Origin of the sequence: Crenobacter caeni, assembly GCF_010435965.1 — a bacterium.
Taxonomy (GTDB): domain Bacteria; phylum Pseudomonadota; class Gammaproteobacteria; order Burkholderiales; family Chromobacteriaceae; genus Craterilacuibacter; species Craterilacuibacter caeni.
Genome location: NZ_JAAGAA010000003.1, coordinates 124,934 through 149,673 on the forward strand (window position 1 = coordinate 124,934; position 24,740 = coordinate 149,673).

Here is a 24,740-nt window from a genome sequence, read left to right on the forward strand (position 1 = left end):
TTTCGCTTCAGGCGGGCGGGGTTCAGCCGCGCGCGTCGTGGTGGTGGCGCGGCACTCGCGGCGCGACGGCGCACATCAGCTCGTAGCCGATGGTGCCGGCGGCGGCGGCGATGCGTTCGATCGGCAGGCCTGCGCCCCACAGCGTGACTTGGCTACCGACGCCGGCCGAGGGCAGGGCGGTCAGGTCGACCACCAGCATGTCCATCGAGACGCGGCCGACGGTGCCGGAAGCCTGGCCGTCGACCAGCACCGGCGTGCCGGAGGGGACGATGCGCGGGTAGCCGTCGGCGTAGCCGCAGGCGACCACCCCGATGCGCATGGCCTGGGAGGCGGTGAAGGTCGCGCCGTAGCCGACGGTCTCCCCTGCGGCCAGCGTCTGCGTCGCGATCACGTCGGCCGACAGCGTCATCCCCGGGCGCAGGCCGAGCACCTCGCCTTCAACTTCGGCGAACGGCGAGCAGCCGTACAGCGTGATGCCGGGACGCACCGCGTCGCCGTGGGTGTGCGGATGGCGGAAGGTCGCCGCCGAGTTGGCCGCGCTGACGGCCAGGCCACTGCGTTCGGCCAGCGGCTGGAAGCGCGCCCATTGCTGGCCGACGCCGCGTTCGTCGTCGGCGGTCGCGAAGTGGGTCATCACCGTGCTCACCCTGACCGAAGGCAGGGCCTGCAGCCGCGCGAGCGCGCCGTCGAATTCGCCGGGCTGGAAGCCCAGCCGGTTCATCCCGCTGTTGACCTTGAGCCACGCCTCGACGGGGCGCTCGCTGTCCAGGCGGGCAAGCCAGTCGATCTGCTGCGGGCTGTGCACGGCGCCGGCGATGCCGTGCTCGGCCATCAGCACGGTTTCCTCGAGGTCGAACGCGCCTTCGAGCATGGTCATCGGGTGCCTGATGCCCGCGCGGCGCAGGCGGATGGCGTCCTCGATGTTGAGCAGCGCGAAGCCGTCGGCGACATCGGCGAGCGCACGGGCGACTTCCAGGCTGCCGTGGCCGTAGGCATCGGCCTTGATCACCGCGTAGGTACGGCCAGCGCTGGTTTGCGCGCGGGAGACGAGATAGTTGTGACGGATGGCCGACAGATCGATGTCGAGCCGGATAGGGCGTGTCATGGGAAGGATTCGGTGTGTAAGGGCTGTGGTATTATAAGCGCCGATTCATAGACGGGGGCAACGCGACCGCGTACCGGCTCCCGGTTCCGCCTCCTTGCCGCGCGAGCGCCTTTTCCGATGGATATCCTGCACTTCCTGCTCGACCTGTTTGCCAGCTACGGTTACCTGGCGGTCTTTCTGGTGCTGTTGCTGTGCGGCTTCGGCCTGCCCATTCCCGAGGACGTGACGCTGGTCGCCGGCGGCATCATCTCGGGCCTTGGCTACACCGACGTGCACATCATGTTCGCGGTCGGCATGGCCGGCGTGCTGATCGGCGACGGCACCATGTTCACCCTGGGCCGGGTATTCGGTGACCGCGTGCTCAGGTTCCGGCTGGTGTCGCGGGTGCTGACCCGCGAACGCTTCGAGGCGGTGCAGGAGAAGTTCGCCAAATACGGCAACTGGGTGTTGTTCGTCGCGCGCTTCCTGCCCGGCCTGCGCTCGCCGATCTTCCTGACCGCGGGCATGACCCGCCAGATCCCGTACTGGCGCTTCCTGCTGCTCGACGGCTTTGCCGCGCTGATCTCGGTGCCGGTGTGGGTCTACCTCGGCTATTTCGGCGCATCCAATATCGACCAGCTGATGGTATGGGTGCACCGCGGCCAGTACGGCATCTTCGCCGTGCTGGGGGTGCTCGGCGCCGTGCTGGGGCTCATCTGGTGGCGACGCCGGCGTCGCGCAAGAAAAGCCGGCTGAGCGCCGAAAGAGACAACACAAGACACAAAAAAGGCCATCCGCGCGCGGATGGCCTTTCTCATGGTGCCTGCCGGCTTAGCCGACCGACAGCAGTTCGACGTCGAACACCAGGGTCGCGTTCGGCGGGATCACGCCGCCGGCGCCGCGCGCGCCGTAGCCGAGGTGCGGCGGGATGGTCAGCTTGCGCTTGCCGCCGACCTTCATGCCGGCGACGCCCAGGTCCCAGCCCTTGATCACATGGCCCGCGCCCAGCGGGAAGCTGAACGGCTGGTAGCGGTCGCGGCTGGAGTCGAACTTGCTGCCGTCGGTCAGGTAGCCGCTGTAATGGACGGTGACTTCCTGGCCGCTGGTCGCCTCGGCGCCGGTGCCTACCTCGATGTCTTCGATGATCAGTTCGCTCATGGTGCATGTCCTAGTCTGTTGACCGGCGCATTGTAGCGCAGCTTGGCGCGCACCTCCCGCAATCGAGCATGGACTCTAAAAACAACAGCATTTCCGGCGGGCTCGAATATAAAGGGAAGAAGGGGGCCGACCTGAACTTGAACCAAGGGGATATCTTTATGGATACCGTGCATCTGCCCAGCCACGACCATCCCGTCGTGCGCCATGTTTCTCCCGCCGACACGCTCAACTGGCTCAAGGCCGGCTGGCGCGACCTCAAGAAGGCGCCCGCCGACGCCGGGTTTTACGGCGCAGCCTTCGTTCTGATGGGCTTCTTTCTGGTGTTCTACTTCGAAGAAGCGCCGCAGGTGGTGATCACGCTGATGGCGCTGTTCCTGTTGGTCGGGCCTTTCCTCGCGATCGGCCTCTACGACATCGCGCGGCAGATCGAGATCTTCCACGGCAACCGGGTCAACCTCGCGCAAAGCCTGGTCGCCTGGCGCGCCAACATCCCGAGCTTCACGCTGTATGCCGCCTTGCTCGCGGTGTTGGTGTTCGGCTGGTTCCGTGTCTCCTTGCTGATCTTCGCGCTCTTTTACGAGACCAGCGCGCCGACCCTGTCGATACTGGTCAGCGAGGCGTTCTCGCCCGAGCACCTGGCCTTCCTGATCGCCTACTTCGGCGTCGGCCTCTTGTTCGCGCTGCTGGTGTTCGCGGTGAGCGCGGTGTCGATCCCGATGATGCTGGACAAGGAGATCGACGCGATCTCGGCGATGGTGTTCAGCGTACAGGCGGTCTACAAGAACCTGATGACGATGTTGTGCTGGGCGGCTATCATCGTCGCGCTGACTGCGGTCGGTTTCGCCAGCTACTTCGTCGGCCTGCTGCTTGTGGTGCCGCTGATCGGCCTGTCAACCTGGCATGCCTACCGCGCCATGATCACTTACGAGCGCTAGACAAGGGCCTGATGCAGACCAAGATCGTGTTTCTCGACCGGGACAGCCTGGCTGTCCCGGTGCCGTCCTTCCCGTTTCCCCATCGCTATACCGAATACCCCGCGACTAGCCGCGACGAGATCGTCGCGCGCGCCGCCGGCGCGCAGGTCATCATCACCAACAAGGTGGCTATCGGCGAGGCCGAGCTGGCCGCCTTGCCCGAGTTGCGGCTGATCGCGGTAGCCGCGACCGGGGTCAACCATATCGACCTTGCAGCCTGCCGCGCACGCGGCGTCGCGGTGGCCAATATCCGCCACTACGGCGACGAGGCGGTCGCCGAGCACGCGTTCATGCTGATGCTCGCGCTGATGCGCAACCTGCCGGCCTACCAGCGCGACGTCGCCGCCGGCCTGTGGGCCAGTTCGCCCAACTTTTGCCTGTTCGGCGCGCCGATCCGCGACCTCAAGGGGCGTTTGCTTGGCATCTTCGGCCGCGGCGGGATCGGGGAGGCGCTGGCAGTGCGCGCGCGCGCGTTCGGCATGCAGGTGATGTTTGTCGAGCGGCGCGGCGCGGAGGGCGTGCGTGACGGTTATCTGGGCTTTGACGACGCACTGTCTCGCTGTGACGTGCTCTCCCTGCATTGCCCGCTGAACGACGCGACGCGCGGCATGATAGGCGAGCAGGAGCTCAAGGCGATGAAGCCGGGCGCCGTGCTGGTCAATACCGCGCGCGGGGGGCTGGTCGACGAGTTCGCGCTGGTCGCCGCGCTCAAGTACGGGCAACTTGGCGGTGCGGGCTTTGACGTGCTGGCCGAGGAGCCGCCGGTGAATGGCAGCCCCTTGCTCAAGGCGAGGCTGCCCAACCTGATCGTCACCCCGCATGTGGCCTGGAGCAGCCGCGAGGCGATGAGCGCGCTGGCCGGGCAGCTGGTCGACAACATCGCCGCCTTCGTTGCGGGCGAGGCGCGCAACCGGGCGGTGTAGGGCTAGCCGGTTTCGCCGGGATTGAGCCGGCGTTCGTCCTCTTCGCCCATGCCCAGCCGCTTGCGGATGCCGGTGATGTAGCGGTTGACGTCGGGGCCGCCGCCGTAGCGCTGGGCGTGCCAGATCATCTCGGCCAGGCACTCCATGATCTCGTGCTGCGCGCGGTGCTCGTCGCCGTGGCGCAGCGCAAGCTGCGCGTACAGCGAGCGGATGCCGAACGGCTGGTCGATCGAACGCTGCTCCTCGATCGCCAGGTGCAGCCCCAGGTGCAGGAAGGGATTGCTCTGCCCCATTTCCGGTGTCCAATCGCTGTCGAGGTAGTCCTGCGGATTGTCTACGATGTGATGGTATTCGGGGTGGGCGAGCAGGAGGGTGAGGGCGATCTTTTCAAGGTCGCTCAGCTCGGCCCCCCGGCCGTGCTTGGCCCAGGTGTCGAAGAAGAAGCGCCGTGCATCCTGTCGGCTGGGGTTGAACATCGTCGGCTCCGCGCAGATGGGGGGCCGATTATACGCGAAGGAGAACGCAGGATGCATACACTGGCCGACTTCAGCGCCCGCCTGATCGACGGGCGGCCGCTTGACCTGTCGCAGTTCGTCGGCAAGGTCGTGCTGGTCGTCAATACCGCCAGCGAGTGTGGCTACACCCGCCAGTACGCGGCGCTCGAGGACCTGTACCGCCAGTACGGGCCGCAGGGCTTCGAGGTGCTGGCGTTTCCCTGCAACCAGTTCGGCGGCCAGGAGCCGGACGCCGACGCGGTGATCGCCACCTTCTGTGCCAACCGCTTCGGCGTGTCCTTCCCGCTGTTCGCCAAGGTCGACGTGAACGGGGCGGCTGCCCACCCGCTGTGGCGCTGGCTGACCCAGGCCGATTCGGCGCACCCGCACCCGATCAAGTGGAACTTCACCAAGTTCCTGCTCGACGTTGAGGGGCGGGTGGTAATGCGCTGCGAGCCGGCGCTCGAGCCGGCCGAGATGGTGCCGGACATCGAGGCCCTGCTCAGGCCCAAGCCCTGATTCAGCCGGCCTTGCGGCGGAAGATGATGTCCCACACGCCGTGGCCGAGACGGATGCCGCGCGCCTCGAACTTGGTCAGCGGGCGGTAGTCCGGGCGCGGCGCGTAACCCTCGCAGCTGTTTTCTAGCCGCGGGTTGCCGGCAAACACTTCCATGATCTGTACAGCGTATTCTTCCCAGTCGGTCGCCGCGTGCAGGTAGCCGCCGGGCTTGAGCTTGGAAACCAGCTTGTCCACCAGCGGCGGCTGGATCAGGCGGCGCTTGTGGTGGCGCTTCTTGTGCCACGGGTCGGGGAAGAAGATGTGCACGCCGTCGAGCGACGCGTCGGCGATCATCTCGTCGAGCACTTCGACCGCGTCGTGGCGGATCACGCGGATGTTGCCGATTTCCTGTTCGGCGATCAGCTTGAGCAGGTTGCCGACGCCGGGCGAGTGCACCTCGATGCCCAGGTAGTCTTGCGCCGGGTTCTCGGCGGCGATCTGCGCGGTCGCGGTGCCCATGCCGAAGCCGATTTCGAGGATCTTCGGCGCAGTGCGGCCGAACGCCGCGTCCAGGTCGAGCGGCGCGGCCCGGTACTCGATCCCCCAGCGCGGCATGCCTTCGTCCATCGCGCGCTGCTGCGCGGCGGTCAGGTGGCCCTGGCGCAGCACGAAGCTGCGGATGTGGCGCTTGTAAGCCGGGTTGTCCATGGTTTGCTCACCCCCATTCAGGCAAAGCCTGCGATGTTACCGAATCCGTCCGACGCTGGCGAGGAAGGTGCGGCCATCCGGCCACGCCAGGCGCACGGCCAGTTCCTGCTTGATGCGGCGGTTGCAGAGCCTGCGCGAGTCGGCCATGAACGAGAAACGCTGCGCGCCGAGCAGAGCGGCGGCCTCGTCGCGCGGCAGCGCCGGCGGCGGCGGTAGGCCGATTGCATCGGCGACTAGGCCCAGCCATTCCCCATGCTTCAGCGCGCTGTCGTCGCTCGCGTTGTAGACACGGATGCCGCCTTGCCGCTCCAGTGCGGCCACGCACAGCGCGGCCAGGTCGTCGGCGTGGATGCGGTTGCTCCAGCCGTCTTCCTCTGCCCGGACGACGGGCAGGCCATCGCGCAGGCGCTGGATGGGCAGGCGGTCGGCCGCGTAGATGCCGGGCGCGCGCAGGATGGCCAGCGACGCGCCGTGGCAGCATGCGTAGGCGCGCAGCGTCCGTTCCGCGTCCAACCGCCGGCGCGCGCGCGCATGGGCAGGGCAGGGCGGTCGCGTCTCGTCGGTCAGCCCGTGCGGCGCGTTGCCGTAGACGGCGCTGGTACTGATATAGACCAGCCGGCGTGGTATGCTGTTGGCCTTTCCCAGCGCGGCAAGCAGGCGCCGCACCCTCGGGTCGGTTTGCCCCGTGCCCGGCGGCGGCGCGCAATACAGCACGGCGTCGACGGCGCCAACCAGGCGCTCGAGGCTGCACTGGTCGTCCAGGTCCGCACATAGCGGCCGCACGCCGAGCGCGCGGGCACGCGAGGCCGATGCCTCCGTCCGCACCAGCGCGCTTACCTGATAGCGGCGGGTCAGCTGGCGGCTGGCGCGTGCCGCGATATCGCCAAAGCCCACGATCAGAAGTCTGCGCATCGGGATCCATTACCAAGTCGGGGATTACATTATGAGTCGGGTGAAGGTACTGCCATCGGGCAAGACGTTCAATGTCGGGTCGCACGAGACCATCCTGGAAGCCGCTTTGCGCGAAAACATCGCCTTGCCCTACGGCTGCCGCGACGGTGCCTGCGGCGCGTGCAAGGGCAGGGTAGTCGAGGGCGACGTCGAGCAGGACGGGTTCCAGGAGCGGGCACTGCCTGCCGCCGAGCGTGCGCAGGGCATGGCGCTGTTCTGCTGTGCGCGCGCCTGCGGCGACGTGACGATCGAAGTGCGCGAGGTGGCCGGCGCCGGCGATATCCAGGTCAAGACGCTGCCGTGCCGGGTCGAAAAGATAGACCGGGTACACGACGTCGCGATCCTGCGCCTGAAACTGCCGGTGTCCGAGCGGCTGCAGTTCAAGGCCGGCCAGTATATCGACATCCTGATGCGCGACGGCAAGGCGCGCAGTTTCTCGATCGCCAACCCGCCGCATGAAGAGGGCTTTATCGAACTGCATATCCGTCACCAGCCGGGCGGCTCGTTCTCCGAATATGTGTTCGGCCGCATGCAGGAAAAGGAGATCCTGCGATTCAAGGGGCCGCTCGGTTCGTTCTTTCTGCGGGACGAATCGGATAAGCCGCTGATTCTATTGGCTTCCGGTACCGGTTTCGCACCGATCAAAGCCATGGTCGAGCACGCGTTCCATCATGGCGCTAACCGCCCGATGATTCTCTACTGGGGTGCGCGCACGCTGGCGGACCTTTATATGGCGGAGGTCGCGGCCAGCTGGCAGGCGAGCCGGCCTGACTTCACCTTCATCCCGGTGCTGTCCGAGCCGCTGGCCGAAGACCGCTGGATCGGCCGGACCGGTTTTGTCCACCAGGCCGTGCTCGACGACTTTGACGACCTCTCCGGCTACGAGGTCTACGCCTGCGGCGCGCCGGTGATGGTCGAGGCCGCGCACGCGAGCTTTACCGGCACGCGCAAGCTGCCTGCCGACGCTTTCTTCTCGGATGCATTTTTCCTGTCCAAGGACGCCACGCCGCTCACCGTCTGAGCGGCGCCTGTCGCCCGGCAAGGCCGCCGCAAGGCGGCCTTTGTCATATGCGGGTGCGGCGTGCGGCAACCCTTCGGCTACGACAGTGCCCAGTTCGCGGCGTGCCGTCCGTACACAGATGCGCAAGCGGCCTGTCGTGGAAGAAGGGGCGGTGCATGGGCCCGGACTTTTGCCTGGATGCGACACGGGATTTAGGCAAGTAGACGTTTGTTTTTAAATGGAAAATATTCGGTCAGCGCTGGTTTATATTGATATCGCTGGTGAAAGAAGTGCTGCCGCGTGCATGCCCGGCGCGGATCCCTTCTCCCGCTGCCTAGCGCGCCGAAAGATGATCTAAGTCAAACAACTTCGACCTCGAGAGTAGACGCTCGTAACGGGCAGGGTTATGATTCGGGCAATCAGAATTTAATAATATAACAAAAGTTTTAGTTGCTTTATTCATCACAAATCACGGAGAACAGAAATGTCCGATAATGACAGCTCCAAGCTCAAACTTGGCGCGCTGACCGCACTGGTGGTCGGTTCCATGATTGGCGGCGGTATCTTCTCGCTGCCGCAGAACATGGCTGCAGGTGCCGGTGCCGGCGCCATCCTCATCGGCTGGGTGATCACCTTCATCGGTATGATCTGCCTGGCATTCGCGTTCCAGCAGCTGGCCAACCGCAAGCCGGAAGTGACCGGTGGTGTGTACGGCTACGCCCGTGCTGCTTTCGGTAACTACATTGGCTTCAACTCGGCCTGGGGTTACTGGATCTCGGCGTGGATCGGTAACGTCGCCTACTTCGTGGTGATGTTCTCCGCGCTGTCCTTCTGGATTCCGGCCTTCGGCGAAGGCAACACCGGCGCTGCCATCATCACCGCTTCGATCCTGCTGTGGGTGCTGCACTTCCTGGTGCTGCGCGGCGTGCACGGCGCGGCGATGATCAACACCATCACCACCATCGCCAAGCTGGTTCCGCTGGCGCTGTTCATCGTGATCCTGGTGTTCGCGTTCAAGATCGACACCTTCAACATCGACTTCTGGGGCACTGCCGAACTGGGTTCCGTGGTTGACCAGGTCAAGAGCACCATGCTGGTGACCGTGTGGGTGTTCATCGGCATCGAAGGCGCTTCGATGTTCTCCGGCCGTGCGCAGAACATGGCTGACGTGGGCAAGGCAACCGTGATCGGCTTCCTGCTGACCATCGCCCTCCTGATCGCCGTATCCGTCCTGTCGCTGGGCGTGCTGTCCCAGCCTGAACTGGCCGCGCTGAAGAACCCGTCCACCGCTTACGTGCTGGAAGCCGCTGTCGGCTCCTGGGGTGCCAACCTGATGAACGCCGGTCTGGTGATCTCGGTCGGTGGCGCACTGCTGGCATGGACCCTGCTGTCCGGCGAAACCCCGTACCTGGCTGCCCAGGACGGCATGATGCCGAAAGTGTTCGGCCAGCTGAACGCCAACGGTTCCCCGGCAGCTTCGCTGTGGCTGACCAACGGCCTGATCCAGCTGTTCCTGGTCATCACCTACTTCAACGGTTCCGTATACCTGAGCCTGGTATACCTGGCGACCTCGATGATCCTGCTGCCGTACCTGTTCTGCGCGCTGTACTCGCTGATGGTCGCCCAGAAGCGCGAAGGCTACCAGGCTGGCGAATCCACCGCCAAGGACGTGGCTGTCGGCGTGATCGCATCGATCTACGGCGTATGGCTGGTTTACGCGGCTGGCCTGCAGTACCTGCTGCTGTCGATGGTGCTGTACGCACCGGGCCTGCTGTTCTACGTGTGGGCTCGTAAAGAGCGTGGCGAGAAGCCGTTCACCGGCGCGGAAGCCATCATCGCCGCAGTGATCGTGGTACTGGGCATCTACGCGGCTTACGGCCTGTCCGTCGGCACGCTGAGCCTGTAACAGCAATATTTCCACGCAGCCGCCGGGCGGCGGCTGCAAAACTACTTGAATCCTCTAGGAGTTCAATATGACCAAGTTTGGTGTTCATTCCGAGTGCGGTAAGCTGCACAGCGTAATGGTTTGCCGTCCGGGCCTCGCGCACAAGCGTCTGACCCCGGATAACTGCCATGGCCTGCTGTTCGACGACGTGATCTGGGTCGAGCGCGCTCAGAAAGACCATGACTACATGGTTGAGCAGATGCGTGCCCGCAACATCCACGTGATCGAAGCGCACGAAGCGCTGGCCAAGGTGCTGGACGACAAAGCTGGCCGTAACTGGATCCTGGACCGCAAAGTCAAGGCCGACAACGTCGGTATCGGCATGCTGGGCGACCTGCGCGCTTGGCTGGACGAAATGCCGTCCACCCAACTGGCTGACCACCTGATCGGCGGTATCGCCAAGTTCGAACTGCCGTTCGACGCGAAAGGCCTGTTCGGCGGCTACCTGGACAGCTCCGACTTCGTGCTGCCCCCGATCCCGAACAGCCTGTTCCAGCGCGACCCGTCCTGCTGGATCTACGAAGGCGTGACCCTGAACCCGATGTACTGGCCGGCTCGCCGCCAGGAAACCCTGATCCTGCAATCGATCTACCAGTTCCACCCGTACTTCGCGGGCAAAGTGAACGTATGGTGGGGCGACTGCGACAAGGACCACGGTCCGGCAACCCTGGAAGGTGGCGACGTGATGCCGATCGGCAACGGCGTTGTCCTGATCGGTATGGGCGAGCGCACCAGCCCGCAGGCTGTGGTACAGACCGCTAAGGCCGTGCTGGGCAAAGAAGGCGGCGCTACCCGCGTCATCGCTTGCCAGATGCCGAAGTCGCGCGCTGCGATGCACCTGGACACCGTGTTCTCCTTCCTCGATATCGACCTGCTGTCGTCCTTCCCGGACGTCGTCGACGAAATCGTCTGCACCAGCATTTACGCTGGCGACAAAGAAGGTGAAGTCCGCTTCGAGCGCCACGACGGCGTGCACCTGACCGAAGTGGTCCGCGAAGCCCTGGGCCTCAAGGACATCCAGGTCATCAAGACCGGCGGCGACGCATTCCAGCGCGAACGCGAGCAGTGGGACGACGGCAACAACGTCGTGGCCCTGGACCGTCGCGTGGTCGTGGCTTACGACCGCAACACCTACACCAACAAGCTGATGCGCGATGCTGGTGTTGAAGTGATCGAGATCCCGGCATCCGAACTCGGCCGTGGCCGTGGCGGTGGTCACTGCATGACCTGCCCGATCATCCGCGACGAAGTGAAGATCTAATTCTGAACTGAATCGATCGACAGGGGCGACGGCAACGCCGCCGTCCCTCGTCTGAATGCTGTACGTGTGCGGGCTTGACCCGCGTGCAACAAACTACCTGATAAGGGGTAATAAAATGGCTTTCAATCTGCGCAACCGCCACTACCTGCGTCTGCTGGACTTCACCCCGCGTGAAATCCGCTACCTGCTCGACCTGTCCCGTGACCTGAAGCGTGCCAAGTACGCCGGTTGCGAACAGCAGCGCCTGAAGGGCAAGAACATCGCCCTGATCTTCGAAAAGACCTCGACCCGTACCCGTTGCGCGTTCGAAGTGGCAGCCTACGACCAGGGCGCCCACGTGACCTACCTCGGCCCGTCCGGCTCGCAGATCGGTCACAAGGAATCGATGAAAGACACCGCCCGCGTGCTGGGTCGCATGTACGACGCGATCGAATACCGCGGCTTCAAGCAGGACGTGGTTCAGGAACTGGCAGACTACGCTGGCGTGCCGGTGTACAACGGCCTGACCGACGAATGGCACCCGACCCAGATGCTGGCCGACGTGCTGACCATGATCGAGAACAGCGAGAAGCCGCTGTCCCAGATCGCTTACGCTTACGTGGGCGACGCTCGCAACAACATGGGTAACTCCCTGATGGTTGTTGGCTGCAAACTGGGTATGGACGTTCGCATCGGCGGCCCGAAGAACCTGTGGCCGGAAGAGTGGCTGGTTGAAGAATGCCGCAAGATCGCCGAAGAGACCGGCGCTCGCCTGACCCTGACCGACGACGCAGCTGTCGCGGTCAAGGGCGTTGACTTCATCCACACCGACGTGTGGGTGTCGATGGGCGAACCGAAAGAAGTTTGGGACGAGCGTATCTCCCTGCTGTCGCCGTTCCAGGTCAACAAGGCACTGATGGCTGCTGCTGGCGCACAAGCCAAGTTCATGCACTGCCTGCCGGCTTTCCACAACAGCGAAACCGCTGTTGGCGCCGACATCGCCAAGCAGTACCCGCAGTTCGCCAACGGTATCGAAGTGACCGAAGAAGTGTTCGAAAGCGCTGCTAACGTGGCATTCGAGCAGGCGGAAAACCGCATGCACACCATCAAGGCCATCATGGTCGCCACCCTGGGCGACCAGTAAGGTGGGCGGCGAAGGCATCGCCTTCGCCTGCTGATGGCGGCGGGCTTTCGCCTGCCGACCGGCCAGGGTTTCGTCAGAAGTCCTGGCCGTCTTTTGTATGGCCATTGAAGGATGGCGGCGTTGCGCTTGCGCAGACCGTCTGCCTGTGCTTCAATTGCATTAGCAATACCTAATATAACCATTGGGCGAAACGCCCGGTGAAAGGACTCGAAATGCGCGTAGTAGTAGCTCTGGGTGGTAACGCCCTGCAGCGTCGCGGCGAAGCGATGACTGCTGAAAACCAGCGTAACAACGTCAAGATCGCCGCCAAGCAGCTGGCCGAAGTGACCAAGCTGGGCCACAACCTGGTGATGTGCCACGGTAACGGTCCGCAGGTTGGCCTGCTGGGTCTGCAGAACGACGCCTACGCTCGCCACGTTGACGGTTCGGTGACCCCGTACCCGCTGGACGTGCTCGGCGCGCAGACCGAAGGCATGATCGGCTACATGGTCGAGCAGGAAATGGGCAACGAACTGCCGTTCGAAGTGCCGTTCGCGACTATCCTGACCCAGACCGAAGTCGACCCGAAAGACCCGGCGTTCGCCAACCCGACCAAGTTTGTCGGCCCGGTGTACACCAAGGAAGAAGCCGAAAAGCTGGCCGCTGACAAGGGCTGGACGGTGAAGGCTGACGGCGAATACTACCGCCGCGTGGTGCCGAGCCCGAAGCCGAAGCGCATCTTCGAAATGCGCCCGATCAAGTGGATGATCGAAAAAGGCGCGGTGGTGATCGCTGCCGGCGGCGGCGGCATCCCGACCATGTACGACGGCGACAAGCTGGTCGGCGTGGAAGCGGTGATCGACAAGGACCTGGCGTCCAGCCTGCTGGCGCGTGAAATCGACGCCGACTACTTCGTGATCGCGACCGACGTGAAGACCGTGTTCGTTGGCTGGGGTACCCCGGAAGCCAAGGCGATCCGTCACGCTCACCCGGACGAAATGGACAAGCTGGGCTTCGCTGCCGGCTCCATGGGCCCGAAAGTGGAAGCGGCTTGCGAATTCGCCCGCCTGACCGGCAAGAAGGCCGTGATCGGCGCGCTGGAAGACATCGCCAAGATCGTTGCTGGCGAAGCCGGTACCGTGATCTCGACCGAAAAAGAAGGTATCGAGTGGTACTAAGCGACTGACGTCCCGCGCCGCCGGCGTGCGGCGCGAGATGCAGCAGATGAAAAGGCCTCCGCATGATGCGGAGGCCTTTTTCATTGCAGCGCGGCAAGGCCTGCCTTTGCAAAAGCGGGATTGCTGGACTAAGCCGGAGAGGCAGCGGCCGCGATTCGCATTTTGAATATCGTCGCGGCAAGCCGGCGAAGCGTGCCGGTTCAATCCAACAATCTCGTTTCAAATATGGGGAGGGCTCATGTCAGACGCTAGCGCTGGGCAAAGCAACAAACTCAAACTGGGCGCGTTGACTGCGCTCGTGGTCGGCTCGATGATCGGCGGCGGCATCTTCTCGCTGCCGCAGAACATGGCCGCCGGGGCCGGTGCCGGCGCCATCATCATCGGTTGGGTGATCACCTTCATCGGCATGCTGACGCTGGCCTTCGTGTTCCAGAACCTGGCCGGGCGCAGGCCGGACGTCAAGGGGGGGGTGTACGGTTACGCACGTGCAGGCTTCGGGCCGTATATCGGCTTCAACTCCGCGTGGGGCTACTGGATCTCGGCCTGGATCGGCAATGTCTCTTACTTCGTGGTGATGTTCTCGGCGTTCGGCTCGTTCGAGACGTTGAGCTTCTTCGGCGAGGGCAATACGACGGCCGCGATCGTCTGCGCGTCCATCCTGCTGTGGGCGCTGACCTGGCTGATTTTCCAGGGGGTGCAGGGAGCGGCCTTCATCAACACGCTGACCACCATCGCCAAGCTGGTGCCGCTGGCGATCTTCTTGCTGGTGGTGATCTACGGCTTCCAGGTCAAGACCTTCTCCGGTGACTTCTGGGGAACGCCAGCGCTGGGTTCGGTGCTCGACCAGGTCAAGAGCACCATGCTGGTGACGGTGTGGGTGTTCATCGGCATCGAGGGTGCGTCGGTCTTCTCCGAGCGCGCGCAGAGCATGGCCGACGTCGGCAAGGCGACGGTGATCGGCTTCCTGTTCACCATCGCCTTGCTGGTGGCCGTGTCCGTGCTGTCGCTGGGCATCCTGCCGCAGGAAGAGCTGGCCAAGCTGCAGAACCCGTCGACCGCCAGCGTATTGCGCGCGGTGGTCGGCGAGTGGGGCTTCGCACTGATGAACATCGGCCTGATCATCTCGGTGGCCGGTGCGCTGCTGGCGTGGACCCTGCTAGCCGCCGAAATCGTCTTCCTTGCCGGCAAGGACGGCACGATGCCGAAGATCTTCGCGCACGTGAACGAAAAGGGCGCGCCGACCTACGCGCTGCTGGTGACCAACGGCCTGATCCAGCTGTTCCTGATCTGGACGCTATTCAGCTCGGCGGGGTATCTGGCACTGCTGTCGCTGGCGACGTCGATGATCCTGATCCCCTACCTCTTGTGCTCGCTCTACGCATGGATGATCACCGTGCGCGGCGACGCTTACGCCAGCGACGCAGCGGCCAAGGGGCGCGACCTGCTGATCGCGGTGGTGTCGTCGATCTACGGCGTTTGGCTGATCTACGCGGCGGGGCCGAAGTATTTGTTCCTGTCCATGGTGCTCTACGCGCCGGGCCTGCTGTTCTACATCTGGGCGCGCCGCGAACAGAACGAGAAACCGTTCAATACCGCCGAGGCGGTCATCGCGGCGATCGTGCTGGTGCTCGGCCTCTACGCGTTCTATCAGCTGGCGACGGGCCATCTGACGCTGTAGTGCCGGCAAGCTTGCCTGCGTGCGAGACCCGCGGCGTGCCGCGGGTCTTTTTGTTGCGATGGTGCGCCTAGGCGTGAGAGGGGCAGGCAACAAAAAAGCCACCGCGTGGGTGGCTTTTCCGGTAAGCGCAGAAGGATTAGCGCTTGGAGAACTGCTTGGCACGACGTGCCTTGCGCAGACCGACTTTCTTACGCTCGACTTCACGAGCGTCGCGGGTCACGAAGCCTGCGCTCGACAGAGCCGGCTTCAGTGCAGCGTCGAAGTCGATCAGGGCGCGAGTGATGCCGTGACGGATCGCGCCGGCCTGGCCGGTTTCGCCGCCACCAACAACGTTCACCTTGATGTCGAACGACTCGAGGTTCTCGGTCAGAGCCAGCGGCTGACGGATCACCATGCGGCCGGTTTCGCGGGCAAAGTATTCGTCGACCGGCTTGCCGTTGACGATGATCTGACCGGTGCCTTTCTGCAGGAACACGCGAGCGACCGAGCTCTTGCGACGGCCGGTGCCGTAGTAGTATTTACCGTTCATCTTGTTGCCTCAAAAATCAGATTTCCAGCGCCTTGGGCAGCTGTGCGGCGTGCGGGTGCTCGTTGCCAGCGTACACCTTGAGCTTCTTGATCATGGCGTAGCCCAGCGGGCCCTTCGGCAGCATGCCTTTGACGGCTTTTTCCAGAACGCGCTCGGGGAACTGCTGCTGCAGTTCGGTGAAGTTGCGTTCACGGATGCCGCCCGGGTAGCCGGTGTGACGGTAGTATTTCTTGTCCAGGGACTTGGAACCGGTGACGCGCAGCTTGTCGACGTTGACGACGACGATGTAGTCGCCGGTGTCAACGTGCGGGGTGTATTCCGGCTTGTGCTTGCCGCGCAGACGGTGAGCGATTGCAGCCGCTACACGACCCAGCACCTTGTCGGAGGCGTCGACCACGTACCACTCGCGCTTTACTTCATGCGGCTTGGCAGAAAAGGTCTTCATGGAGCTCTTCCATCGTAAATTCTTGAAAGTTCCGGATTGTATTGCAGGGGCGGGTTGCTGTCAAACCATTGTGCAGCAAGCACAATTCGGCGGTCCGAACGGGCGCGCACCTGCATGAAACCCGCCGCCACAAGCGGCGGCGGGTCCGGATGCGGTTTGCTTAGCCGCGCAGGCGGCGCAGCACCTCTTCGCGGCCGATCAGCGCGAGGACCGCATCGACCGACGGCGTCTGCGTGGTGCCGCAGACGATCACGCGCAGCGGCATGCCCAGCTGGCCCATCTTGATGCCTTCGTCGGCGCAGAATGGCTTGAACAGGCCGTGGATGGACTCGGCGTTCCACTCGGGCAGCGCCTCGAGGCGCCCGGCAAAGCGCGCCATGCGTGCGAGCGCGTCGCCGGCCAGATGCTTGTCGATATCGGCCTGGGGGGCAGCGAGCTTCTGGTAGAAGTAGTGGCACTCGTCGGCCAGTACGTTCAGGTCCTGCGCGCGGTCCTTCACCAGCGCGATCACGTCTTCCAGTGCCGGGCCGTTCGCGGTGTCGAGGCCGGAGGCGGCCAGGCGCGGCGCGATAAGGCCGGCCAGACGGGCGTTGTCGGCAGCCTTGATGTGCTGCGCGTTCAGCCACAGGAACTTCTCGTGGTTGAAGCGGCTGGCGGACGGGCTGACCGCCTCCAGCGTGAACCATTCGACGAACTGCTCCATCGAGAAGAACTCGTCGTCGCCGTGGCCCCAGCCCAGGCGGGCCAGGTAGTTGAGCAGCGCCTCGGGCAGGATGCCGCGATCGGCGTAGTCGACCACGCTGACCGCGTCGCGGCGCTTGGACATCTTCTGGCCGTTCTCGTTGAGGATCATCGGCAGATGGCCGTACGCCGGCAGCGGCGCGCCCAGCGCCTTGAGGATGTTGATCTGGCGCGGGGTGTTGTTCACATGGTCGTCACCGCGGATCACGTGGGTGATGTTCATGTCCCAGTCGTCGATCACCACGCAGAAGTTGTAGGTCGGGCTGCCGTCGGCGCGGGCGATGATCAGGTCATCCAGTTCGGCGTTGGCAAACTCGATGCGGCCCTTGACCGCGTCGTCCCAGCCGGTGATACCGTCCAGCGGCGTCCTGAAGCGCACCACCGGCTGTACGTCGGCAGGTGGCGGGGGCAGGGTCTTGCCGGCTTCCGGGCGCCAGCGGCGGTCGTAACGGGGCTTCTCGCCACGTGCTTCCTGTGCTTCGCGCAGCGCGTCCAGCTCCTCGCGGCTCATGTAGCAGTAGTAGGCGTGGCCCGAGTCGAGCAGCTGCTGGATCGCTTCCTTGTAACGGTCGAAGCGCTGCGTCTGGTAGAACGGGCCCTCGTCGTAGTCGAGGCCGACCCAGTGCATGCCGTCGAGGATGGCCTTGACCGACTCGGGGGTCGAACGCTCGAGGTCGGTGTCTTCGATGCGCAGCACGAAGCTGCCCTTGTTCTTGCGGGCGAAGGCCCACGAGAACAGCGCGGTGCGGACACCGCCGATATGCAGGTAGCCGGTCGGGCTCGGGGCAAAGCGGGTACGGATCATGGTCGGTTTCTGGAGAGGCGGTAAAGTCCTCCATTTTACGCCTGCCATAAAAAAGCCCGCAAACGCGTGGCGTTTGCGGGCACAAACCTGCTTGGCCGGCAGGCAAGGGGATGAAATCGTTTGGGGGCTCAGACCATGGCGGCGATGCTGCCTGCCTCGGCTGGCAGCATTTCCACCAGAAGCCAGGTCGCGGTGGCGGCCAGCATCAGCGCCATGCTGCAGTTGAAGACGTGCAGCCGGCGCGGCGTGCCCAGGTAGCGGCGGATGAACTCGCCGCCCCAGGCCCAGATGGCGATGCACGGCAGGGTGATCGCGAAGGTGATCACGAAAAAGAGCGCGCCGGCGGCCAGCGGGTGCATGTGTTCGGGCAGGAAGACGACGGCGACGTTGAAGCCCATCAGCCACACCTTGGGGTTCAGCCAGTTGAAGAGCACGCCGCCGGCAAAACCCATCGGTTTGGCGCGGGGTTGCTTGCCGTCCTCGCCCGGTTCGCCCGCGTGCGCCATATGCCACGACAGGTAGAGCAGGTAGGCGCAACCGGCGATGGCCAGGTAGAGCTTGAGGCTCTGCATCAGCGCCATCATGCTGCCCAGCGCGACGGCGAGCAGCGCGACCTGTACCGACAGGCCGAGCGCCATGCCCATCAGCGCGGGCAGGGTGCGCTTGAGGCCGAAGTTCACGCCGCTGGAGGCCAGCGCCAGATTGTTCGGGCCGGGGGTGATGGCCATGATGGTGAGGTAGCTGACCAGCGCGACGAAGTTCATGATGGGCTCGGTGTCGGGGTGTTCGGATTGGCCGAAATATTAGTCTTCGGCGATTGATAATTACAGACTCAGAAAATTAGAATTGAGACCGTAACAGTTTTGTATTGTTAGAACTGTACCGGTGACTGCGCGGGAAAACTGTACCGCCCGCGTAAGGAGGGGGGATGAGCGAAGAGACGCTGTACATGCAACTGGTGCGCGAGTGGACCGAGCTGATCGGCGCAGGCACCGTGCGGCCGGGGGAGCGGCTGCCGTCGGTGCGCAAGGCGTGCGCGCTGCACAAGGTCAGCCCGTCGACGGTGCTGGCGACCTACCGCACGCTAGAAGAGCGCGGGCTGATCGAGGCGAGGCCGCAGTCGGGGTTCTACGTGCGCGCCAAGGCGGCGCTGCCGCTGCCGAGGATGGGGCGGCGCAGCGAGGCGCTGAACATGGAAGACGCGGCGACGGACCAGCTCGAGCAGGTGATGGCCGCGCAGTCGCGTCCGGACGTGATCGACCTGTCGCTGGCGAGTCCGCGCGGCAGCGACTTCTACCCGACGACCCGCCTGAAGGCGATCATGGGGCAGTTGTTGCGCCGCCATCCCGAGCTGACCACCGACTACCCGTTCCCGCCGGGCTCCGAACGCCTGCGCCGGCAAATCGCCCAGCGCGGACTTAGCCGCGGCTGCGTGATGGCGCCCGGGGACATCATCGTCACCAACGGCTGCTCCGAGGCGCTGCAACTGGCGCTGCGCGCGGTATGCAAGCCGGGCGACACCGTCGCGCTCGAGTCGCCGACTTACTTCGCGCTGATCCCGCTCGCGCAAAGCCTGGGGCTGACCGTGATCGAGGTGCCGACGCACCCGAGCAACGGGGTGTCGGTCGACGCGATCGAGCTCCTGCTGTCCGAGCAGCGGCTTGCCGCCATCGTCGTGCAGCCGGTGGTACAAAACCCGCTGGGTGCGACCATGCCGCTGGAGGCGCGGCAGAGGCTCGCCCGTCTCGCGTCGGAGTACAAAGTGGCGGTGATCGAGGACGCGCCGCACGCCGAACTTTACTACGACGGCGTGTCGCTGCCCGAGGCGGTGCGCGCATTCGACGAGGACGGCTGGGTGCTGTTGTGTTCGAGCTTCAGCAAGACGCTGGCGCCGGGGTTCCGGATAGGCTGGATCGCGCCGGGGCGCTTCCTGCACCGGGTGTTGCAGCTGAAGATCGCCGGTTCGCTCGGCCAGCCCGGTCTGCTCGAGGAGACGCTGGCGAGCTACCTGGAAGGCGGCAGCTACGAGCCGCACCTGCGCTTTATCCGCCGCCAGTTCATGGGGCAGATGACGAGATTGCGCGGCGAGGTGGCGGCGCGCTTCCCGGAAGGGACGCGGGCGAGCTCGCCATCCGGCGGCTGCCTGCTATGGGTCGAGCTGCCCAAAGGCATCGACACGCTGGCGCTGTTCCGGCAGGGGCTGGCGGAAGGAATCACGGTAGCGCCGGGCGCGCTCTATTCGGCGCGCGGCCGTTACAGCCACTGCGTGCGCCTGTCCTGCTGCTATCCGTGGAGTGACGCCTACGAGCGTGCGCTAAATCGCTTCGCCGAGCTGGCGCGGCAGGCTGTGCCCTGAGCTCAGGCCGGTTGGCGGGTGGCGGCGCGGGTGGCCGAGTGTGGGGCTTCCGGCGATGGCACCGCCGTGTTCAGCGGCGCCTCGGACTGCGGTTCCATCACCGGCTCGGCAGGCTCGGCTGTGAATTCCTGTGCGGCAGGCGCGGCGTTCCGTAGCCACTGCACGGCGGTGAGCGTTCCGGCCGGCCGTGCGTCGGCAGGGGCTTGGCAGCTCAGGCAGACCGGTTTGCCGCTGCGCGCCTTCAGCGCGGAGTCGACCCGCTTGCCGAACAGCGGTGTCTGCTTCTCCTGCTGCCAGGAGAGCAGGGTGTCGGCGAGCTTGGGCAGCGCGTCGTCCTTGTGCTGGTAGCGGTCGCGCAGCGCGCTCAGCCACAGCTCTCCCTTCGCGTCCTCACCCAGCAGTACCGTCTGGTAGGTGACCGTCACCGGCGTGCCCAGCGGCACGCGGTACGACAGCGGCAGGACCTGGTCGCTTTTCATGCGCACGCAACCGTGGCTGCGAAAGCCCGGCACGCTGGAGGGCGCGTTGGTGCCGTGGATGCCGAGGCCGAGCCTAGCCTCGCCGAAACGGATGAAGACCGGCCCCAGCGGGTTGTCCGGCCCCGGCGGCACGACGGTCTGCACCGGCTTGCCGGCGCGGCGCTGCTCTTCCTGGATCGACTTGGGTACATGCCAGGCCGGGTTGCGGTAGATGCCGGTGACCGTGTACTCGCCGACCGGGGTGCGGGTCAGCATCTTGCCGACGGCGACCGGAAAGTCCCCGCTGAGCACGCCGTCTTCGTAAACGAACAGCCGGGTCTGCGGCAGGTTGATCACGATGTGCATGCCGGTGGGCGAGATGGCGACGTCCGGCGGCATGGGTGTGGCGTAGGCGCCAAGGCTGGTGAAGACAAGGCAAATGGCGAACAGTCGCGCAGGAAACATGGTCGGGCGATCAAAAAAACGGGTCAGCAGGTGCAACGATTCTAGCAGCCTTGCCGCCGCAAGGCCGGCCGTAGGCTAGGGCGTCCCCAAAAAAAGGTAGACGGCATTGCGCCCGCCGCCACCGTAGCCGTAGCCCAGGTAGGCCGCGCCCAGCGGCGTTTCGCCGCCCAGGTAGAGCGCGGCCGAGCGCTGCCAGCCCTCCAGGGCTGTTTCGCTGTAGCGTTGGCCGAAGGTGGCGCCTTCCAGTGCAAGCCCCACCCGCATGTCGCCGCGCAAGCCCAGCGGGAGCCGGCCGACGATGCGCTCGAGGCGCAACTGAGCGAAGCGCATGTCTTCACCGACCAGTTGCTGTGGCGCGAAGCCGGTCAGGTTCAGGAAGCCGCCCAGCGCCGGCGCCTCGTAAAAGGGGGTACGGCCGCGCAGGGTCTGGCTCGCACTCAGTCGGGCATGGCCGATGACCGGGCCTAGCGTGCGGCTTGCCGATACGCTGGCCAAAAGCTGGCCGAAGCCCTCCTTGTCGCTGTCGAAGTAGTGGGCGCGCGCTGCCCAGCCGTTGGTCGGCAGGTACAGCCGGTTGATCTGGTCGAGGTCCAGCGAGGCAAACCAGCCGCCGTAGTGTCGGCTGTTCTCTGGCAGCTCCGGACGGCCGGTTTCAAGTTCGGCGCTCCGCCACTTCTCCTGCCAGCCCAGCTTGGCCTGACCGAGCAGGCCTACGCGCAGGCCGAAGCCGGCCGAGACGAGGCCGGTGCGGGTCAGGTATTCGGCGAGCTTCTGGTCGTCCTGGTAGAAGTAGCGGTTGCGGCTAAGGAAGCTTGCGTGCGTTTCGGCAAAAATGTTCTGGGCCGTATCCAGCGGTTGGTAGAACTCTGCGCTGACGCCGGTTTCCGAACCGACCTGCGCACCGACGAGCATCTCGCCGCCCAGTGCGTTGAGCCAGGTCTTGTGCAGTGCGGCCCTGAGCGCGTAGCTCGCACGCGCGTCGAGGTTGCTTTCCAGGTTGATGCCGAAGCGCAGGTAGTCCGGTCCCCAGCTTTTTTCCAGCGGGGTGACGCGCAGGATATGTTTGTCGCGTTCGCCAAGCAGCGCGTAGTCGACGCTCTCGTAGTAGCCGTCGCCAAAGACGCGCAGCAGGTCGCGCCCGGTGGTCTTGGCCAAAGGCGCGTCCGTTTCCTGTTCTAGGTGGCGGGTGACCGCGGCCGGGTTGACATGCGCAAGTTGGGCCACCTCGACGCGGTCGACCGGGAGCGGCTGGCGCTTGCTCGCCTGGCTGCGCGCCTGTTGCCAGGCCTGGTAGCGCTCAGGCGGCGCGCCCAGCGCGGTGAGCCTGGGCAGCGCGGCGAGCGCAGCTTCACGGCCGCGTTCGGTGATCTCGCTGTGGCGCGGGAAGTCCGCCGCGCTCAGCCCTTCGAGGTCGGGCTTGATGTAGACGTCTCGCGGGGTCAGGCTGGCGAGCGAACGGCTGACGTTTTGCTCGGTCAGGATGTTGATCATCTGTGCCGAGACGCTGAGCAGCGAGGTGACCTCCTCGGGCTTGAGCAGCGGCGAGCCGACGTTGACCGCGATGACGAGGTCGGGCTGGCACAGTTCGCGAACCACGTCGATCGGCACGTTGTCGACCAGTCCGCCGTCGACCAGACGGCGGCCCCCTTCGTTTAGCGGCGACATCAGCCCGGGTACCGACATGCTCGCGCGCATCGCCCGGGTCAGGCTGCCTTGCTTGAGTACCACCCGTTCGCCGCTGCCGATGTCGGTCGCGATGATGGCCAGCGGCATGGCGAGCGACTCGATCTGCGGCTCGCCGTTTTCGGCGCCGACCAGTTCGTTGAAGAACAGCTTGATGCGCTGCCCGGTAACGGCGCCGCTCTGGTATTGCAGCCCGTCCGCTTTCAGGCCGGTTTCCAGCCCGGGCAGGTAGCGCTGGGAGATGCGCTTGTTGCGGTAGCCCATCTCGTCGTAGGTCGGGCTGTCCTGGAACATGCTTGCCCAGTCGGCCGCGTCCATCTTGGCGCGCATCTGCGCCGGGCTGAGGCCGGCGGCGTAAGCGCCGGCCACCAGCGCGCCCATGCTGGTGCCAGCCACGCAGGCGATCGGGACGCGCTGCTGTTCGAGTACTTCGAGCACGCCGATATGCGCGGCACCACGGGCGCCGCCGCCGCCGAGGACGAGGCCGACCCGCACGGGGGACGCCAGGGCAAGAGAGGTGCAGCAGCACAGCAAGGGCAGGGCAAGGCGGGTGAGCATAGGGACTCCGGCGGCGGGCGGGCCGCACAATTCAGATTCTCTCTTGGTATATATGCGCCGGCGGGCGATGCCAATGTCAGATGTGACGGAGGGCCACACGTCAGGGCGGTCTGCCCGTGCTGCGCAGGCGGCTTGGGGCGGAGCGTGGTTTTGTGAGAAAATCCGCGCTTTCGCTTTGATTCGTCTGGAAAAAATGTCAGAGAACACCCTGCTTGCCTACGTGGAATCGCTCGACCATGAAGGCCATGGCGTCGCGCGCGTGGACGGCAAGACCCTGTTCATCGACGGTGCCTTGCCCTACGAGACCGTCGAGTACCGCGCCTGGCGCAGCAAGAAGAATTACGAGAACGCCGAAGTCGTGCGCGTGGTGAAGGAAAGCTTCATGCGCGCGACACCGCGCTGCCCGCACTTTGGCGTGTGCGGCGGCTGCTCGATGCAGCATGTCGAATTCTCCGCGCAGGTCGCGATCAAGCAGCGCGTGCTCGAGGACAACCTCGCGCGCATCGGCAAGGTCACCCCCGAGCGCGTGATGACGCCGATCGCCGGCCAGAGCTGGGGCTACCGCCACCGCGCCCGCTTGTCGGCGCGCATGGTGCCGAAGAAGGGCGGTGCGTTGCTGGGCTTCCGCGAGAAGCGCTCGACCTATATCGCCGAGATGGCCGAATGCCACGTGCTGCCCCCGCATATCTCCGCGCTGATCGTCCCGCTGCGCGAGCTGATCGCAAGCCTGTCGATCAACGACCGCATCCCGCAGGTCGAGTACGCCGGCGGCGCCGACGTCGACGTGCTGGTGTTGCGCAATATGGACGCGATCAGCAAGGAAGACGAAGCGCGGATCCGCGTGTTCGCCGACAAGTACGGCAAGGCGCGTCCCTTGCAGATGTGGCTGCAGCCCAAGGGACCGGATACCTGCTACCCGTTCTACCCGCTGGACGCGCCGCGGCTGAGCTACCGGCTGCCCGACTTTGGCATCGAGATGCCGTACTACCCGACCGAGTTCACCCAGGTCAACCCTGACCTCAACAGCGTGATGGTCAGCCGTGCGCTGCGCCTGCTCGACGCGCAGCCGGGCGAGCGCATCGCCGACATGTTCTGCGGCATCGGCAACTTCACGCTGCCGATCGCCCGTTCCGGCGCGACCGTGCACGGCATGGAAGGCAGCGAGGCGCTGGTGCGCCGCGCGGTGGAAAACGCGACGCACAACGGCCTGCAGGACAAGGTCAGCTACGAGATGGCCAACCTGTTCGACGTCACCGCCGAGAGCTTTGCCGCGCTCGGCCGCTTCGACAAGATGCTGATCGACCCGCCGCGCGACGGCGCGATCGAGCTTTGCAAGTCGCTGACCGAAGAGACCGCGCCCAAGCGCATCGTCTACGTGTCGTGCAACCCGGCGACGCTGGCGCGCGACGCCAACGTGCTGGTCAACCTGAAAGGCTACACGCTGAAGGCGGCCGGCATCCTCAACATGTTCCCGCACACCGCGCACGTCGAGTCGGTCGCCTGGTTCGAGAAGACCCACCCGGCCAAGAGCCAGGCCGAGATGGAGGCGCTGGACGCGGCCGAAAAGGCCGCGGTCGAAGCGGCCAAGGCGGCGAAGAAGGCGCGCCAGGCCGAAGAGGCCAAGCGCAAGGCGGCGGAAGAGGCCGAACGTGTGGCGAAGAAGGAAGCGCGCTACCAGCACTATCTTGCCAACAAGGACTACTACGACAACCGCAACCGCGTCGAACGCGGCTAAGCGGCCCTGT

Annotated in this window: 23 protein-coding genes; 12 read left to right on the forward strand and 11 right to left on the reverse strand. The window is 65.1% G+C overall.

The features are described from left to right. Positions 1-22: 22 nt before the first annotated feature. Positions 23-1,105 (reverse strand): alanine racemase, encoded by a 1,083-nt coding sequence (gene alr, locus GZH52_RS04400; protein WP_163315283.1) that lies wholly within the window; start codon positions 1,103-1,105, stop codon positions 23-25. A gap of 117 nt (positions 1,106-1,222) precedes the next feature. On the opposite strand from alr, the gene GZH52_RS04405 reads away from it, so the two are divergent. Beyond that, on the forward strand, positions 1,223-1,840 hold the full coding sequence (locus tag GZH52_RS04405) for a DedA family protein (RefSeq protein ID WP_163315284.1): 618 nt from the start codon (positions 1,223-1,225) through the stop codon (positions 1,838-1,840). Between the two features lie 75 nt (positions 1,841-1,915). Here the strand turns inward: GZH52_RS04405 and GZH52_RS04410 are convergent, their stop codons facing one another. Further along, positions 1,916-2,242 carry an FKBP-type peptidyl-prolyl cis-trans isomerase gene (locus GZH52_RS04410; protein WP_163315285.1) on the reverse strand — a complete coding sequence of 109 codons (327 nt, stop codon included), beginning with the start codon at positions 2,240-2,242 and terminating at the stop codon, positions 1,916-1,918. Positions 2,243-2,400: 158 nt separating this feature from the next. Here GZH52_RS04410 and GZH52_RS04415 point away from each other — a divergent pair, with 158 nt between their 5' ends. Next, entirely contained in the window at positions 2,401-3,177 is a 777-nt protein-coding gene (locus GZH52_RS04415; protein ID WP_163315286.1) for a DUF2189 domain-containing protein, read from the forward strand. An 8-nt stretch (positions 3,178-3,185) separates the two neighbouring features. Then, positions 3,186-4,139: a D-2-hydroxyacid dehydrogenase gene (locus GZH52_RS04420; RefSeq protein WP_432417428.1), complete on the forward strand. Its 954-nt coding sequence runs from the start codon at positions 3,186-3,188 to the stop codon at positions 4,137-4,139. Between the two features lie 2 nt (positions 4,140-4,141). On the opposite strand, the gene GZH52_RS04425 is transcribed toward GZH52_RS04420, so the two are convergent. Continuing rightward, positions 4,142-4,615 (reverse strand): DUF1841 family protein, encoded by a 474-nt coding sequence (locus tag GZH52_RS04425; RefSeq protein WP_163315288.1) that lies wholly within the window; start codon positions 4,613-4,615, stop codon positions 4,142-4,144. Between the two features lie 51 nt (positions 4,616-4,666). Between GZH52_RS04425 and GZH52_RS04430 the strand changes: the two genes are divergently transcribed. After that, the gene (locus GZH52_RS04430) at positions 4,667-5,152 is read left to right on the forward strand and encodes a glutathione peroxidase (RefSeq protein ID WP_163315289.1); all 486 of its coding nucleotides are present in this window, start codon (positions 4,667-4,669) and stop codon (positions 5,150-5,152) included. A 1-nt stretch (position 5,153) separates the two neighbouring features. Here GZH52_RS04430 and trmB read toward each other — a convergent pair whose 3' ends face one another. Next, positions 5,154-5,840 (reverse strand): tRNA (guanosine(46)-N7)-methyltransferase TrmB, encoded by a 687-nt coding sequence (gene trmB, locus GZH52_RS04435; RefSeq protein WP_163315290.1) that lies wholly within the window; start codon positions 5,838-5,840, stop codon positions 5,154-5,156. A 36-nt stretch (positions 5,841-5,876) separates the two neighbouring features. Beyond that, on the reverse strand, positions 5,877-6,752 hold the full coding sequence (locus tag GZH52_RS04440) for an NAD(P)H-binding protein (protein ID WP_163315291.1): 876 nt from the start codon (positions 6,750-6,752) through the stop codon (positions 5,877-5,879). Between the two features lie 31 nt (positions 6,753-6,783). Between GZH52_RS04440 and GZH52_RS04445 the strand changes: the two genes are divergently transcribed. From GZH52_RS04445 to arcD (GZH52_RS04470), 6 genes are all read left to right on the forward strand, one after another. Next, a complete protein-coding gene (locus GZH52_RS04445; RefSeq protein WP_203525616.1) occupies positions 6,784-7,812 on the forward strand; it encodes a CDP-6-deoxy-delta-3,4-glucoseen reductase in 1,029 nt (342 codons plus the stop codon). A 463-nt stretch (positions 7,813-8,275) separates the two neighbouring features. Further along, positions 8,276-9,697, forward strand: coding sequence for an arginine-ornithine antiporter (arcD, locus tag GZH52_RS04450; protein WP_163315292.1), 1,422 nt, complete (start codon positions 8,276-8,278; stop codon positions 9,695-9,697). 67 nt (positions 9,698-9,764) lie between these two features. After that, positions 9,765-10,997, forward strand: coding sequence for an arginine deiminase (locus GZH52_RS04455; RefSeq protein WP_163315293.1), 1,233 nt, complete (start codon positions 9,765-9,767; stop codon positions 10,995-10,997). Between the two features lie 115 nt (positions 10,998-11,112). Further along, positions 11,113-12,120, forward strand: coding sequence for an ornithine carbamoyltransferase (locus GZH52_RS04460; protein ID WP_163315294.1), 1,008 nt, complete (start codon positions 11,113-11,115; stop codon positions 12,118-12,120). A 212-nt stretch (positions 12,121-12,332) separates the two neighbouring features. Beyond that, positions 12,333-13,277: a carbamate kinase gene (gene arcC, locus GZH52_RS04465; protein WP_163315295.1), complete on the forward strand. Its 945-nt coding sequence runs from the start codon at positions 12,333-12,335 to the stop codon at positions 13,275-13,277. A gap of 238 nt (positions 13,278-13,515) precedes the next feature. Further along, positions 13,516-14,955, forward strand: coding sequence for an arginine-ornithine antiporter (arcD, locus tag GZH52_RS04470; protein WP_163315296.1), 1,440 nt, complete (start codon positions 13,516-13,518; stop codon positions 14,953-14,955). A gap of 136 nt (positions 14,956-15,091) precedes the next feature. Here arcD (GZH52_RS04470) and rpsI read toward each other — a convergent pair whose 3' ends face one another. From rpsI to GZH52_RS04490, 4 genes are all read right to left on the reverse strand, one after another. Then, complete coding sequence (rpsI, locus tag GZH52_RS04475) at positions 15,092-15,484, reverse strand: 30S ribosomal protein S9 (RefSeq protein ID WP_163315297.1); 393 nt, start codon at positions 15,482-15,484, stop codon at positions 15,092-15,094. A gap of 16 nt (positions 15,485-15,500) precedes the next feature. Further along, positions 15,501-15,929 (reverse strand): 50S ribosomal protein L13, encoded by a 429-nt coding sequence (gene rplM / locus GZH52_RS04480; RefSeq protein WP_136551925.1) that lies wholly within the window; start codon positions 15,927-15,929, stop codon positions 15,501-15,503. 160 nt (positions 15,930-16,089) lie between these two features. Next, positions 16,090-17,475 carry a glutamate--tRNA ligase gene (gltX, locus tag GZH52_RS04485; protein WP_163315298.1) on the reverse strand — a complete coding sequence of 462 codons (1,386 nt, stop codon included), beginning with the start codon at positions 17,473-17,475 and terminating at the stop codon, positions 16,090-16,092. Positions 17,476-17,603: 128 nt separating this feature from the next. After that, positions 17,604-18,239: a LysE family translocator gene (locus tag GZH52_RS04490; protein ID WP_163315299.1), complete on the reverse strand. Its 636-nt coding sequence runs from the start codon at positions 18,237-18,239 to the stop codon at positions 17,604-17,606. 164 nt (positions 18,240-18,403) lie between these two features. On the opposite strand from GZH52_RS04490, the gene GZH52_RS04495 reads away from it, so the two are divergent. Continuing rightward, positions 18,404-19,831, forward strand: a complete 1,428-nt coding sequence (locus GZH52_RS04495; RefSeq protein WP_163315300.1) for an aminotransferase-like domain-containing protein — start codon at positions 18,404-18,406, stop codon at positions 19,829-19,831. A gap of 2 nt (positions 19,832-19,833) precedes the next feature. Here GZH52_RS04495 and GZH52_RS04500 read toward each other — a convergent pair whose 3' ends face one another. Next, complete coding sequence (locus tag GZH52_RS04500) at positions 19,834-20,754, reverse strand: L,D-transpeptidase (protein WP_163315301.1); 921 nt, start codon at positions 20,752-20,754, stop codon at positions 19,834-19,836. A 75-nt stretch (positions 20,755-20,829) separates the two neighbouring features. Further along, positions 20,830-22,995, reverse strand: a complete 2,166-nt coding sequence (locus GZH52_RS04505; RefSeq protein ID WP_163315302.1) for a patatin-like phospholipase family protein — start codon at positions 22,993-22,995, stop codon at positions 20,830-20,832. Between the two features lie 193 nt (positions 22,996-23,188). Between GZH52_RS04505 and rlmD the strand changes: the two genes are divergently transcribed. Next, positions 23,189-24,730: a 23S rRNA (uracil(1939)-C(5))-methyltransferase RlmD gene (rlmD, locus tag GZH52_RS04510; RefSeq protein ID WP_163315303.1), complete on the forward strand. Its 1,542-nt coding sequence runs from the start codon at positions 23,189-23,191 to the stop codon at positions 24,728-24,730. Positions 24,731-24,740 lie beyond the last annotated feature (10 nt).